The 14,206-nt window shown below is 64.1% G+C and carries 14 protein-coding genes; 12 read left to right on the top strand and 2 right to left on the bottom strand.

Features of this window, described 5'->3' with window-relative positions:
- Positions 1–36 precede the first annotated feature (36 nt).
- The 3 genes from CXY73_RS10905 to ndk are packed head-to-tail and all read left to right on the top strand — an operon-like array spanning position 37 to position 2,200.
- Complete coding sequence (locus CXY73_RS10905) at positions 37–1,407, top strand: folylpolyglutamate synthase/dihydrofolate synthase family protein (protein WP_104135754.1); 1,371 nt, start codon at positions 37–39, stop codon at positions 1,405–1,407.
- Positions 1,404–1,781 carry a DUF4233 domain-containing protein gene (locus tag CXY73_RS10910; protein WP_158253066.1) on the top strand — a complete coding sequence of 126 codons (378 nt, stop codon included), beginning with the start codon at positions 1,404–1,406 and terminating at the stop codon, positions 1,779–1,781. Before CXY73_RS10905 ends, CXY73_RS10910 begins: the two co-directional genes overlap by 4 nt.
- Positions 1,778–2,200 carry a nucleoside-diphosphate kinase gene (gene ndk / locus CXY73_RS10915; protein ID WP_092450801.1) on the top strand — a complete coding sequence of 141 codons (423 nt, stop codon included), beginning with the start codon at positions 1,778–1,780 and terminating at the stop codon, positions 2,198–2,200. Before CXY73_RS10910 ends, ndk begins: the two co-directional genes overlap by 4 nt.
- 63 nt (positions 2,201–2,263) lie before the next feature.
- On the opposite strand, the gene CXY73_RS10920 is transcribed toward ndk, so the two are convergent.
- A complete protein-coding gene (locus tag CXY73_RS10920; protein ID WP_233198266.1) occupies positions 2,264–2,863 on the bottom strand; it encodes a vitamin K epoxide reductase family protein in 600 nt (199 codons plus the stop codon).
- A 318-nt stretch (positions 2,864–3,181) separates the two neighbouring features.
- Here CXY73_RS10920 and CXY73_RS10925 point away from each other — a divergent pair, with 318 nt between their 5' ends.
- From CXY73_RS10925 to CXY73_RS10940, 4 genes are all read left to right on the top strand, one after another.
- On the top strand, positions 3,182–6,067 hold the full coding sequence (locus CXY73_RS10925) for an Rne/Rng family ribonuclease (RefSeq protein ID WP_104177722.1): 2,886 nt from the start codon (positions 3,182–3,184) through the stop codon (positions 6,065–6,067).
- A gap of 89 nt (positions 6,068–6,156) precedes the next feature.
- Positions 6,157–7,149 carry a permease gene (locus CXY73_RS10930; protein ID WP_369831237.1) on the top strand — a complete coding sequence of 331 codons (993 nt, stop codon included), beginning with the start codon at positions 6,157–6,159 and terminating at the stop codon, positions 7,147–7,149.
- Entirely contained in the window at positions 7,139–7,918 is a 780-nt protein-coding gene (locus CXY73_RS10935) for a TIGR03943 family protein (RefSeq protein ID WP_104135693.1), read from the top strand. Before CXY73_RS10930 ends, CXY73_RS10935 begins: the two co-directional genes overlap by 11 nt.
- Positions 7,908–9,401, top strand: coding sequence for a hypothetical protein (locus tag CXY73_RS10940; protein ID WP_104177724.1), 1,494 nt, complete (start codon positions 7,908–7,910; stop codon positions 9,399–9,401). The genes CXY73_RS10935 and CXY73_RS10940 overlap by 11 nt, the downstream gene beginning before the upstream one ends.
- A 26-nt stretch (positions 9,402–9,427) precedes the next feature.
- Here the strand turns inward: CXY73_RS10940 and CXY73_RS10945 are convergent, their stop codons facing one another.
- A complete protein-coding gene (locus tag CXY73_RS10945) occupies positions 9,428–9,700 on the bottom strand; it encodes a DUF4031 domain-containing protein (RefSeq protein WP_104135691.1) in 273 nt (90 codons plus the stop codon).
- Positions 9,701–9,950: 250 nt separating this feature from the next.
- Between CXY73_RS10945 and rplU the strand changes: the two genes are divergently transcribed.
- The 5 genes from rplU (at position 9,951) to proB (CXY73_RS10970) (ending at position 14,203) form a co-directional block, all read left to right on the top strand.
- Positions 9,951–10,259: a 50S ribosomal protein L21 gene (rplU, locus tag CXY73_RS10950; RefSeq protein ID WP_104135753.1), complete on the top strand. Its 309-nt coding sequence runs from the start codon at positions 9,951–9,953 to the stop codon at positions 10,257–10,259.
- A gap of 18 nt (positions 10,260–10,277) precedes the next feature.
- Positions 10,278–10,535, top strand: coding sequence for a 50S ribosomal protein L27 (gene rpmA, locus CXY73_RS10955; RefSeq protein WP_035836705.1), 258 nt, complete (start codon positions 10,278–10,280; stop codon positions 10,533–10,535).
- Between the two features lie 212 nt (positions 10,536–10,747).
- Complete coding sequence (gene obgE, locus CXY73_RS10960; RefSeq protein WP_104177725.1) at positions 10,748–12,460, top strand: GTPase ObgE; 1,713 nt, start codon at positions 10,748–10,750, stop codon at positions 12,458–12,460.
- Positions 12,457–13,263 (top strand): glutamate 5-kinase, encoded by an 807-nt coding sequence (gene proB, locus CXY73_RS10965; RefSeq protein ID WP_104135689.1) that lies wholly within the window; start codon positions 12,457–12,459, stop codon positions 13,261–13,263. Before obgE ends, proB (CXY73_RS10965) begins: the two co-directional genes overlap by 4 nt.
- Before the next feature lie 133 nt (positions 13,264–13,396).
- Positions 13,397–14,203 carry a glutamate 5-kinase gene (gene proB / locus CXY73_RS10970; RefSeq protein ID WP_104135688.1) on the top strand — a complete coding sequence of 269 codons (807 nt, stop codon included), beginning with the start codon at positions 13,397–13,399 and terminating at the stop codon, positions 14,201–14,203.
- The last annotated feature ends 3 nt before the right edge of the window (positions 14,204–14,206 follow it).

Below are 14,206 nucleotides of genomic sequence, written 5' to 3' on the forward strand. Positions count from 1 at the left end.
AAGAACATCACCGGTCGCGGTGACGACGCTGAGCCGATGAACCAGCCGGCTCCGCTGGATGCTTTTCGGGAGGCAGGCGACGCCGTGTTCGCCGACCTGCTCCAGCGCGTGGGCGAGGCCCAGCCGCAGCCGCGCCTCGCACCGACGCGTCGGGCCCTGGAATTCCTCGGCGACCCGCAGACGTCCTATCCGATCATTCACATCACCGGCACGAACGGCAAGACGAGCACGAGCCGTATGGTCGAGAGCATCGTGCGCGCCTACGGTCTGCGTACCGGCCTGCTGACCAGTCCGCACCTGGTGCGGCTGAACGAGCGCATCGTCATCGATGGCGAACCGATCAGCGACCAGATCCTCGCCGCGAACTGGACCGATATCCAGCCCTACCTGCAACTCGTCGACGGCGAACTTAAAGCCGCCGGCGAAGAACCATTGACCTTCTTCGAGGCACTCACCGTGCTGGCCTTCGCTTGCTTCGCTGATGCGCCGGTGGATGTCGCCGTGATCGAGGTCGGCATGGGCGGCGAGTGGGATTCCACCAACGTCGCCGACGGCCAGGTTGCCGTGTTCACCCCGATCGCTCTCGATCACACGCTGCGCCTGGGAAATACCGTCGCCGAGATCGCGCGCACCAAGAGTGGAATCATCAAGCCGGCGGCATTCGTTGTCTCGGCGGCGCAGAGCATCGAGGTGCAGGCCGAACTCGATCGTGCCGCCGAACTGACCGAGTCGACGCTGGCCCGCGAGAATGAGGGGTTCGAACTGCTCTCGAGCACCGTCGCAGTCGGCGGGCAGGTCATCTCGGTGCGCGGTCTGGCCGGTACCTATAACGAACTGTTCCTGCCGCTCTACGGCACGCACCAGGCGCAGAATGCAACAGTGGCCATTGCGGCCGTCGAATCGTTTCTCGGCGCCGGAAATCAGGCTCTCGCCAGCGATCTCCTCGCCGAGGGCCTGGCGACGGCGACGTCCCCCGGCCGCTTGCAGCTCGTCGGTATCGAACCGACCGTGCTCGTGGACGCCGCGCACAACCCGCACGGCGCCACCGCCCTCGCCGCGGCCCTCGAGGTTTACTTCGACTTTGACGAAATCGCCGTGGTCGTGGGAGTTCTGGTCGAGAAGGACGCGCAGGGAATCATCGCTGCGCTCGCGCCGCAGGTCGACCGCTTCTACGTCACTGAGCCGCACTCCGCGCGGGCCGTGCGCATGGACGACCTCGCCGATAATATCGCCGAGTGGACCAGCGAACAGGTCACCTTCCGCTTCGATGACCTAGCTGGTGCCCTGGAGAGCGCCCGCGAATGGGCAGCCGAGGCACCGAAGCGTGCCGTGCTCGTCACCGGTTCGATCGTGCTCGTCGGCGACGCGATCACCCTCGCCGCCGCCGGTGAGTGGATGGAGAAGTGAGCGGTCGCCGCTCGGTCAAGCGGTCGCTCGCAACCATCCTGCTCGGTTTCGAGACCATCGTCGTCTTTCTGGGCGCCGTCGTCACCCTGGGGCTGGTGTCCGTGGCGACCGAGCCCGGCCCGGTCTCACCGCTCGGTGTGATCATCGGCGGCGTACTGCTCTGTGCAGCGATGGTGGCCTTGATCCCATTGCTCCGCTACAGCTGGTCCTACCCGATCGGCTGGGCGCTGCAGGCGATCATTATCGCCACCGGGTTCGTCACCCCGGCCATGTTTTTTGTCGGCGCTCTGTTTGCCGCCATGTGGACCTACTGCATGGTCACCGGCTCGCGCATAGATCACACGCATCGAGATCAACAGAAGGAGATTGAATGAACACCCCGATTGAAGAAACCCTCGTTTTGGTCAAGCCCGACGGCGTCGCCCGTAACCTGACCGGCGAAATTTTGCGCCGCATCGAGGCCAAGGGATACTCCCTGGTCGACGTCAAGCTCGTCGAACCGGACCGCTCACTGCTCGCAGCGCACTACGCCGAGCACGCGGGCAAGCCGTTCTACGAGCCCCTCGTCGAATTCATGGAGAGCGGCCCCATCGTCGCGTTCCGTGTTGCCGGCAATCGCGTCATCGAGGGCTTCCGCGCCCTGGCCGGAACCACAGACCCCACGACTGCCGCTCCGGGCACCATTCGCGGTGACCTCGGCCGCGACTGGGGGTCCAAGGTTCAGCAGAACCTCGTGCACGGCTCCGATTCGCCCGAATCCGCAGCCCGCGAACTTGCGCTCTGGTTCGACTGAGAGCATTTTCGGCCTGCGCGGGACTTGCGCCGCTGCGCGGAGGCGCAACTCCCGCGCGACGCGTTAGAGGCGGTTCAGCACGTCCATGTTGACCTGGGCGACGAGGAAGAACGCGATATAGCAGACGATCGTGATGACGAACATCCACGAATAAGCCCCGGCAGCCGCGCGGCGAACGGATGCCCCACCCGGCAGGTTGCCGACCTTGAAGTTGTACAGCGTCACGGCTAAAAAGACCGGAATGGTCACCGCCCAGGTCACCATGCACCACGGGCAGAGTACGTCGAGCACGAAGATGCTCTCGCCGATCAGCCAGATCACGAAGATCATCGCGCCGAGAACTCCGATGTTGAGACCGACCCAGAACCAGCGGACGAGGCGGGCGCCAGCGAGGATGACCACGCCGATCGTGATCATGACGCTCCAGGCGGCCAGCCCGATCAGCGAATTGGGAAAGCCCAGAATGGCTCCCTGGGGCGAGGACAGATTCGTCGCGCAGCCGATCAACACACTGAAGCTGCAGCTGAGCTGCGCATTGGGATCCTCCAGCAGGTGGATCTTGTCCAGCGTGAGAGCGAATGCAGCGGCAAACGCGATAATTCCGGCGATGATCAGGAAAAAGGCCAGCCCGGTTGGACGGTGATAACGCTCTGTCTGTGGCACGCTTGTGATTATGCCACCCGCACGGCGTGGCTTTGTGCGATTGCATGCGATAATCATTGGTAGTCGTTGAGCCGCGCTCAAGCAGACGCCACAGTGCTTAACGAGTACAGAGCTTAATGGGCAATAGTCGCCCAGTAGAAGGGTCCCACGACCCGCAGTATTAGCAGCCAGAGCACAGGTCCCCGAATTTACACCGGGGGTCAAAGCCGGGTGCAGCAGTAAAAGATTCGCGGGGATTTCACGCAGGTGAAGACCTCGCACGAGAGACTAACCGGTGGATGGCGCGGTCATTCACAGCGGTCAAGGAGCGCACCAGTGATGGTGGAAGACAACGAAAACAAAAAACGCAAGAGCCTGTTCGGCACTCGCAAGTCAACCCGGAAGGCGCCGGTCACTGTGCCGACCGCTGCGCCAGCAGTCGAAGCGCCCGTCATCGAAGCGCCCGCAATGCCGCCGGAGCCTCCGATTACCAAGGTGGCCATCGCCGAGTACAACAACGTCACCGGAGCACAGCAGATGACCGACTCCAGCCCAGACACCGCCAGCGCCGACAAGACAGACGACCAGAAGGACGACCAGGCCACAGCCCCGGTTCGACCGTCGTTCTCCCTGCTGTTCCAGGCGCCGGAGATTCTGCCGTTGTCGGCGCGCACCGGTATCCGCTCGTCCCAGCAGCAATCGCACCAGGAGCTGCACGAGCGAGATGACGACGAAGAAGAAGAGGCCACGACGGTTCGTCGTCGGGCCCGTCGTCGCACCGGCGACGAGAACCGTTCGGGCAGCGATGACCCCGCCAATACCGTCGTCAAGGTGCGTGCACCGCGCGAACCCGAACTCATCACCGAACCCCAGCGCATCAAGGGGTCCACCCGGCTGGAAGCAAAGAAGCAGCGTCGCCGTGACGGCCGTGACGCCGGTCGCCGTCGCCCGGTCATCACCGAGGCCGAGTTCCTCGCCCGCCGCGAGTCCGTCGACCGCCTCATGGTCGTGCGCGCCAAGCACAACAAGATCCAGATCGGTGTGCTCGAGGACGGCGTGCTGGTCGAGCACTACGTTGCCAAGAACCAGGACGCCTCGCTCATCGGCAACGTCTACCTCGGCCGGGTGCAGAACGTGCTCCCCAGTATGGAAGCCGCCTTCGTCGACATCGGACGCGGCCGTAACGCCGTGCTCTACTCCGGTGAAGTCGACTGGGACGCCGCCGCCGAGAACTCCGGCAGCAGCAACCAGGCCCGCCGCATCGAGCTCGCGCTCAAGCCCGGCGACAAGGTTCTCGTACAGGTCACCAAGGACCCGATCGGCCACAAGGGTGCCCGCCTCACCAGCCAGGTTTCGCTGCCCGGCCGCTACCTGGTCTACGTGCCCAACGGGTCGATGAACGGCATCAGCCGCAAGCTCCCAGACACCGAGCGGGTCCGTTTGAAGAAGATTCTCAAGGAGGTTCTGCCCGACAACGTGGGCGTCATCGTGCGCACCGCCGCCGAAGGGGCCACCGACGAGCAACTCACCGTCGACGTCGATCGGCTGCGCCTGCAGTGGGCGAACATCGCCGAGCAGGTCGAGTCGGCCCAGGCGCCCGCCGAGCTGCACAGCGAGCCCGACCTGCTGGTCAAGATCGTGCGTGACGTCTTCAATGAAGATTTTCAGCGGATGGTCGTGGCTGGACCCGACGTGCGCTCGACAATTGAGAACTATCTCAGCCAAGTCGCCCCCGACCTGCTCGAGCGCGTGGAAACCTACGAGGGCGAGGTCGATGCCTTCGACGAGTACCGCATCTCGGAGCAGATCGAAAAGGCCCTAGACCGCAAGGTCTGGCTGCCGTCCGGGGGATCCCTCGTGATCGACCGAACCGAAGCCATGACCGTCGTCGACGTCAACACCGGCAAATTCGTCGGCAGCGGCGGCAACCTCGAAGAGACTGTCACCAAAAACAACCTCGAAGCGGCCGAAGAAATCGTGCGCCAGCTGCGCCTGCGCGACATCGGCGGCATCATCGTCGTCGACTTCATCGACATGGTGCTCGAAAGCAACCGCGACCTCGTGTCGCGTCGTCTGATAGAATGCCTCAGCCGGGACCGCACCAAGCACCAGGTGGCCGAGGTCACCTCGCTCGGACTCGTGCAGATGACCCGCAAGAAGCTCGGCCTCGGGCTGCTCGAATCGTTCAGCGAGAACTGTGAGTCCTGCGCCGGCCGCGGCATCATCGTGCACCACGACACGGTCATCAAGCACCGCCAGACCGCGCAGCCGCCGCAGGAACGACGCCCGCGCGCCAAGAGCGGAAGCAACGGGGGCACGACCAACGGTGACAGCGCGCACAACTCTGGCCAGCGTGACGGTTCCAACCGCGACCAGCACGCGGGTTCAAATTCATCGTCCGACGCTTCCAAGAACGGGCCGGGCACGCACGGCATAACCGAGGACGCCAAGCATGCCCTCGCGTTGATCGCCGCCCGCACCATTACCCGCACCGGTTCCATCGCCATTGTGACCGCGCCGGATGCTGCCGCAGCTGCGTTCCCGCAGGTTGGCATCGAGCCAGCCGGTACCGAACAGACAGCGATGGATCAGTCGACCGCCGACTTGGCGCAGACTGAGCAGATCAGCACCGATTCGATCAGTACAGAACCGGCCGAACCGACGACAGGCACCGAGCGTTCGCGTGGTCGCCAGTCGCGCTCGCGTGGCCAGGGTGGGCGCGGCCAGCAGTCGCGATCCGAACAGGCACGCGCCCGCCAGGCAGAGCAGGCCGGCACAGCTCAGGCGAACACCGTGCAGACCGAGCAAGCGGCATCCGCTGCCCCGGCCGCTGAGACGGCACTCGTGGCAACACCCGAGCCGGCAGTGGAGTCCGTAGCCGCGGAAGCAGCACCGCGCAGCCGCCGCGGTCGCAGCAACCTAGCAGCCGGTGCGCCGGCTGTGCAAACGCCCTCGCCCGAGCAGTCGGAGTCCCTCGACATTCTCGACATCCCGGTGAAGAAGTCCACCCGCAACACGCGGCGCCCCAGCAAGCAGGTCACTGACCAGCTGTTGGACTCCGTACTGGACTCCCTGCCCGAGCCGAAACTGCCCGGCCAGGGACGTGCCCGCAGCCGTCGCGTCACAACCGCCGGTGGTTCCACCGGACAGGCCATCCTGACCGCGACCGGTGCGGCTCCGGTCGCGTCGGCCACCAGTACGAGCCAGCCGGCAACGGGCGAGTAGGTCCCGAGAAAAGTTAGACGGTAACGCAAATCGGCGGGCAGCTCCCTCTCCTGCGGCGATGGCACTTCGGCCTCACTGCAGGGGTGTTGGTGGTGCTCGCCGTTTTCGTCGTGCGGGCCCTGTCGCCGGCCTTCGTCGACGAGCAGTTGAGCGGTTTCTCGCTACCGGACCGAGTGCAGGACACCCTGACCCTCGCGATCAGCGTCATCATCGAGTCGGTGCCGTTCGTTTTTCTGGGTATTCTGCTGTCCGCGGTCGTGCAGGTCTGGCTGCCGCACGGCGTGCTTGCCCGGCATCTGCCGCGCAACCCCGTACTGCGGCGGGCGTCGATCTCGCTGCTTGGCATGTTCTTTCCGGTCTGCGAGTGCGGCAATGTTCCGCTCGCTCGCGGATTCATGGTCGGTGGGTTCACCGTCTCCGAATCGATCACCTTTCTGCTCGCCGCGCCCATTCTGAATCCGATCACCATCATCACCACCCACCAGGCGTTCGGCTGGGACGGTCACATCCTGGTGGCCCGGCTGCTCGGCGGGTTCCTTATCGCCAATGTCGTCGGCTGGCTGTTCAGCAAGCACCCGGACCCGCAAAGTCTGCTGACGACGAAGTTCGCGGCGGCCTGTGCTGTCGGTTCCACTAGCGGGCACGATGCTCAGGAGCACAGCCATGAGCATGCCAGGGAGAGCCGGTTCAGCCGAACCACCGAAATCTTCATTCGCGAGACCTCGGTCATCATGCCGGCCCTGTTCATCGGATCGGCCGTGGCCGCCCTTACCCAGGTGTTCGTGCCGCGCTCGGTGCTGCTGGCCCTCGGCAGCAATCCGGTCTGGTCCGTGCTGGCCATGATGGCCCTGGCCTTCATCGTGGCAGTCTGTTCCAACGTCGACGCCTTTTTCGTGCTGTCCTTTGGCAGCACTTTTCTCCCCGGTGGCATCGTGGCTTTTCTCGTCTTCGGTGCCCTGATCGACGTGAAGATGCTGGCTCTGATGCGCACGACGTTCACGAGCCGCACCCTCGTGCAGATCACCGTCGTGGTGGGTCTGATGAGTGCGGCGCTTGGACTGTTGGTGAACTATGCGGCGTAGCCAAATTTCGGGCGGAAGTCAGGTTCTGCGCTATTGGGCTGAGCGGTGGCAGGGGGTTGTGCTCAGCCTCGTCGTCGTTGTGGCGACCTTGTGGCTCGGCCTGAGCGGTCAGCTCGGGCTGTATATCCACCCGCGCTACTTCGTCTTCACGATCGCGATGGCGCTCGTCGGGCTCGTGCTGGTGAGCGCCGGTTTCGCGCGCCGTCGCCACTTCGCGGTGGAACGCACCGGCCGGGTGGAAACGACCCTGACCGGTGTGGGTGTCGTGCTGCTGCTCGTCATGGGTGTCGCCATGGTCGTGGTGCCGCCAACCACACTGACGAGCGCAACCGCTACCCAGCGCGAGGTGAACTCCGGCGGACTCGGCACCGATGATGATGCCGAGCAGGCCGCTGCACTCATCGGTACGGGCGATTTCGAGCAGCTGAGCGTGCGGGAATGGGTGTCGTTGCTCGCGCAATCATCCGACCCAGCGTTTTACTCCGATAAAACCGCACAGGTCACCGGGTTTGTGACCCCCGATTCCAATGATCCGGAGAACGTGTTCTACGTTGCCCGGTTCGTCGTGACTTGCTGCGCAGTCGATGCCCAGCCGATCGGCGTCCCGGTCTATCTGCCCGGCTGGCAGGACGAGTACGAGGTCGATGACTGGGTGCAGGTCACTGGTCGTTTCGACCTGAACGCGAGCGCCGCGGCAAGCGACGCCCTCGCAATCACGCCGGTCGAAATTCTACCCGTTGACCAGCCGAATGATCCCTATGTCTACTGATTTAACAGCGACTGATTTAGCGTCGGCCGGGCAGCTGCGCCCGTTTCGCCGTGCTCTCTGGCTGCTCGTGGGCGGACTGGTGGTCGTCTGCCTCGCCCTCGTCGCAGTGAACCTGAGCAGCGGACCCCGGCTCACTTCCGTTGATGTCGACACCCTGGCCGTCGTTTCCTCGGCCAACCAGCGGCTGGTGCTCGCGACCAACCGCCAGCTGGTGGACGTCACGCGCGACCAGGTGAGCATCGCGCCGACCACGGACTTCCAGCTCACGACGAGCGGCAACTCGGTCGTTATTTCCTTCCCGCAGCCCCTCGCCTACAACACGGACTACACGGTTTCCGTGCGAGGCGTCACCGGGTCGTCAGTTGACCGCCAATCGTCACTCAGCGCAGAATTCAGTACCTCCGAACCGTCGCTCCATTATCTGAGCCGAGCCGCCCCGGCGAGCGGGGCCGAAGCTCGGGGAGTCGACCGCATTCTGCGCACGACGGTCGGTTCCGCCGAGACCGTCGTTGCCTTTGAGTCCGCGAACATTCAGGAATTCGTGCCGATCGGCGCAGAGTTGGCCGTCGTTACGGTCAACTCCGAGCAGGGCAGTAGCGGCCTCACCAACGCGCTCTACCGCGTCGATGCCGACGGCACCGCCGAGGCGCTCAACCTGCCAGGAACGGGGCTCGTTCAGGACCTGCAGGCAGCCCCCGGCCAGTCGCTGCTCGGCTTTCGATTCACCAGCGCAGCGGATACTGCGGGCCCCCGCTACGAAAACGTGCTGTTCGTCCTCGACCTGCGCACCAACGCGTCTACTCCGGTGCCCGGTCTGTTCGGCGATCCGCTCAGTGTCACGACCTGGGATTTCATGGCCGGTCGGGCCGATATCGTCGCGCAGCAGTACGATTCGACGTTGCTGCTGATCAATCCGCTTGACCAGTCCGGGGGCAACCCGCTCGAGAATGAACCAGAGTTCGACGCACCGGTTCCACTCGGTCAGTTCGCCAACCTCACCACGTTCGCCCCCGACGGGGTACGCATCGCGGTCTCCGACCGTGACGGGCAATACGTGCTCGACCTCTCGCAGGGGACAGAGTCGACGATTGTGCCGCAGAGCGTGGAAGGCACCACGCAGTACACCGCCGAGCTACGGTTTCTGGCTGGGACAGACAGAGATACAGAGACCGACCGGTACGTGCAGCGGGTGGCCGAGTTCGATCCCGCGACCGGTGCCGTGCGGCAGTACCTGTCACTCGTTGCGGGGGGCCAGGCGCGCACTGTCTACGCGCCGGTATCCGCTTTGGAAACCATCGTCGGATTCGAGATCTCACCCAACAACCAGTACCTGGCGGTGCAGGTCGTGCCCAACCGCGACAGCGAACTCTCTGACGAATACCCGGTGAATGCCCAGGCGACGGATGCGACGACCCTGTTTGTGAACGTGGCGACCGGTGAGTTGCGCCGCAGCGTACTCGGTTTCGACGCCACCTGGCAGTAGTTGCCGGGTGGCTGACGCCGCGGCTGTTACATTCCGCGTCGCTCCCGAGCGGTCACCCGCAGCCCACTGGCGCGCAACCGCACGATCATCTCGCGAAAAGTGACCGGGAGGGCGCCCGCGGCGACCAACTCGTCGTAGCTGGCTTCCGGCACGTCGTAGTGGTCCAGATCGAATCCGCGCCGCGGAAGGTCGACGGCGGTGGCGAAGGCATGCAATTCGTCAAGATTCAAGTCGCTCACGAGGTGCGCCCATACCGTTCCGTGCGCCGGCCAGCTAGGCTGGTCGATAAGTATTGCCATGATCGAAGTCTACGAGCCGCACAGTGTTTCAGATGTGGTTCGGACACGCCGCGCTGTTGGTTTGACCACGGGTAGCGAATCAGGTAAAGTCAACCCTTGGTGTGCGTTAGGCAAAATCAACGCAAATGCCGAGGTTTTCTGAGTGTGCTGAGCCAACCGGTTCGTGCGCTGCAGTCAATTACAGCAGTCAGTTCACGCTAGTGAATTTTCAGATTCGGAGCCTTGGGCTCCCCAGAGATTGGTACGTAAAGTGGTTTACGCAGTTGTGCGCGCCGGAGGGCGGCAGGAGAAGGTAGAGGTCGGGACCATCGTTACGATGGACCGAATCAAGGCTGACAAGGACGGCATCGTCGAGCTGGCCGCAGTGCTTCTCGTCGACGGCGACAAGATCACCTCTGACGGGGCGTCGCTGGCCAAAATCAAGGTCACCGCCGAGGTTTTGAACAACCTTCGCGGTCCGAAGATCGTCATCCAGAAGTTCAAGAACAAGACCGGGTACAAGAAGCGTCAGGGGCACCGTCAGGAGCTCACTCGCGTTCAGGTTACCGGCATCGCCTAGGCCTGAGGAGATAGACAAATGGCACACAAAAAAGGTGCGAGTTCCACTCGCAACGGTCGTGACTCGAACGCTCAGCGCCTCGGCGTAAAGCGCTTCGGCGGTCAGGTTGTCGGAGCGGGCGAGATTATCGTTCGTCAGCGCGGCACGCACTTCCACCCCGGCGTCAACGTCGGTCGTGGCGGAGACGACACACTCTTCGCCCTGGAAGCCGGCTCCGTGCAGTTCGGTGCCAAGGGTGGCCGCAAGGTCATCAACATCGTGGTGGCAGCCGAGTAGGTTTTCACAGTACGGTGCTTTTCAGCACATCGTCAGGGCGGGCTTCGGTCCGCCCTTACGTGTTTCACAGCGGTGTTGATCAAACACAGCATTGAATTACCGCAGTACTGATTCACCGCAGTACTGATTCACCGCAGTACTGATTTACCGCACAACGTTTCATAGCACCTTCGTTTTGAAGCATTTCTTGCGCCACCTGAAAGGGGCACTCCATGGCCACATTCGTTGACCACGTGACGCTGCATTTACGAGCGGGCAATGGAGGAAACGGCTGCGTTTCGGTCAAGCGCGAGAAATTCAAACCTCTCGCCGGCCCGGACGGCGGCAACGGCGGCGGCGGCGGCGACCTTGTGCTCGTGGCCGATCCGAGCACGACCACCCTGCTCGGCTACCACCGCTCACCGCACCGCAGCTCCGACAATGGCGGCCCCGGCATGGGTGACCACCGCAACGGGCACAATGGCGATCTGCGGGAGCTCATGGTACCCATCGGTACCGTCGTCAAGGACGTCGAGGGCAACGAGCTGCTCGATATGAATGAACCCGGGCTGCGCCTCGTCGTCGCGCCCGGCGGCCAAGGCGGGCTCGGTAACGCTGCCCTCGCCTCGACCAAACGCAAGGCCCCCGGCTTCGCCCTGCTCGGCACGCTCGGTTGGGAAGGCGATGTCTACCTCGAGCTCAAGACTGTAGCGGATGTCGCGCTCGTCGGGTATCCCTCTGCCGGCAAGTCCAGCCTCATCGCCGCCATGAGCGCGGCTCGGCCCAAGATCGCCGACTACCCGTTCACCACGCTGCACCCCAACCTTGGCGTCGTCGAATCCGGCGAGTCTCGCTACACCATCGCCGACGTACCCGGACTGATCGAGGGCGCGAGCGAGGGCAAGGGTCTCGGCCTGGAGTTTCTGCGCCACGTCGAGCGCTGCACCGCCCTGCTGCACGTGCTCGACTGCGCTACCCTCGAGCCCGGCCGCGACCCGATCAGCGACCTCGACGTCATTCTCGGCGAATTGGACGCCTACCCGGTGCCCGAGGGTCAGAAGCCGCTGTTGCAGCGTTCACAGCTGGTCGCCCTGAACAAGATCGACGTACCAGAGGGCCGCGAACTCGCCGCCTTCGTCAAGGCCGAACTCGAGGGCCGCGGCTACCGCGTCTTCGAGATCTCCACCGTCACCCATGAGGGCCTCAAGCAGCTCAACTACGCCCTCGCCGAGGTCGTCGAACAGGGCCGCGTCGAGGCAGCTGCTGCCGAAGCGAAGAAGCCGCGCATCATCATCCGGCCCAAAGCCGTCGACGAGGGTGGTTTCGTCATCAAGGTCGAGGGTGGCACCTTCGGCAACATCTACCGCATCCTCGGCACCAAGCCGGAACGCTGGATTCAGCAGACCGACTTCACCAACGACGAGGCCGTCGGCTTCCTCGCCGACCGGCTCGCTAAGCTCGGAATCGAGAACGAACTGTACAAGTCCGGTGCCATCGCCGGCTCGACCGTCATCATCGGCCCCGGCCACGGTGTCGTCTTCGACTGGGAGCCTACGCTTACCTCGACCGCCGAGCTCATCACTGCTCCCCGCGGAACGGACCCCCGCGTCGACGAGCCCAAGCGCCGCACCAGCAACGAACGCCGCGAGGAGTACTTCGGCCGCATGGATGCGAAGTCCTCCGCACGGGCCGAACTCATTCGAGAGCGCGAAGCCGGCATGTGGCAGACCGGCGAAGAAGAGTACAACGAAGACGTGCGCCTCGCCGACGTCAAGGTGGCAGCGGACGGCAGTGTTGCCCCGGCCGACACTAACGCTACGGCCGACACTGATACCGAGGTCGACACGGACACCACGGTCGAAGCCGAAGCCGAAGCCGAAGCCGAAGCCGAAGCCGAAGCGGAAGCGAACGTCGACAGCGAAGCGACGGAAGAAGTTCAGAAGTGACTGGCTTAGCCAGAGAAAACGTCGCGGGCGCGAAACGCGTCGTCGTCAAGGTCGGCTCCTCGTCGATCAGCGGTGATAATTCTGACCAGATCACCCCACTGGTCGACGCGCTGGCTGAGGCCTATGGTCGCGGAACCGAAGTCGTGCTCATTTCCTCCGGCGCGGTTGCCACCGGCATGCCGTTTCTGAACCTAAAAGAACGGCCCGGTGACGTCGCCACCCAGCAGGCGGCCGCTGCAGTGGGGCAGAATGTGCTCATTTTTCGGTACCAGGAAAGCCTGGACCGGTATGGCATCGCCGCCGGCACGGTGCTGCTGACCGAGGGCGACGCTCTCAAAGAGCCGCACCGCAGCAATACCCGGCGTGCGCTGGAGCGTCTGCTCGACCTGCGCATCCTGCCCGTCGTCAACGAGAACGACACCGTCGCCGTGTATGGCCTGCGCTTTGGAAGCAACGACCGGCTCGCCGCACTGGTAGCCACGCTTATCCATGCGGAGCTGCTCATCATGCTCAGCGACGTCGACGCGCTCTATACCAAGCCGCCGCATCTGCCCGGTGCCGAGAAGCTCGATTTCATCGCAGCGGATGACCCGCTCGATGGGTTCGTGTTCAGCTCGAGCGGAGCGACCGGCGTCGGCACCGGAGGAGCGAGCACGAAGGTCGTCGCCGCCCGGCTCGCGACCAAGGCCGGAACCGCCGTTCTGGTCACATCGACCGAGCTGGCCGCGGCTGCCCTGCGCGGCGAGCACGTCGGCACCTGGTTCGAGCCGACGCCCAGCCACGAGCGTCGCGCGCTGCTCTGAGCCTGATTGGGGGCCCGACCCGGCTGCGCTAAACTGCCTCTGGTCGCTTCCGTTGCGTCCCTAATTCTCGCCGGAGGACCAGTTACATGTGCGGTTGCAATCCGTTGGTACGTGCAGTGTTCATGGTTTCCGAGTGAGGGCCCGCTCGCAGGAACTGGTTCGGTCGGCGGCGCGCATCGTCGTCAAAGTGGGGTCCTCGTCGATCAGTGGCGAGAATTCCGGGCAGATCGCACCCCTTGTTGATGCCCTCGCCGAAGCCCATGGCCGCGGCACCGAGGTTATCTTAGTGTCTTCGGGTGCGATCGCCATCGGCATGCCGTACCTGCAGCTGCAGGAACGCCCCACCGACCTGGCGACCCAGCAGGCGGCGGCATCCGTTGGTCAGAATCTGTTGATCTTTCGTTACCAGGACAGTCTCGACCGCTATGACATCGTCGCCGGGCAGGTACTGCTCACCGCGAGCGATCTCGATAACGCCACCCACCGGGGCAATGCCCAGCGGGCGATGGAACGCCTGATGGCGCTGCGGATCCTGCCGATCGTGAACGAAAACGACACGGTGGCGACCCACGAAATTCGATTTGGCGACAACGACCGACTCGCCGCCCTTGTGGCCATCCTGATCGACGCCGACCTGCTGGTGCTGCTCAGTGATGTCGACGCGCTCTACACCTGCCCGCCCCATTTGCCCGGAGCAGAGCGCATCAGCCACGTGGCCTCCGGCGATCCGCTGATCGGCATGGAATTCGGCGCAACCAAGGTCAACGGGGTAGGCACCGGGGGAGCGAGTACCAAAATCACGGCCGCCCGGATTGCCGCGCAGGCGGGAACCGCCGTGCTCGTCACCGCGACCGGTCTCGTGGCTGAAGCGTTGCGCGGCGAACCGGTCGGAACCTGGTTCGAACCCTCGTCGGCACCGTCGGCCCAGCGCATCCGCTGAGGA

The organism is Cryobacterium sp. Y50 (assembly GCF_002929805.1).
Lineage (GTDB): Bacteria > Actinomycetota > Actinomycetes > Actinomycetales > Microbacteriaceae > Cryobacterium.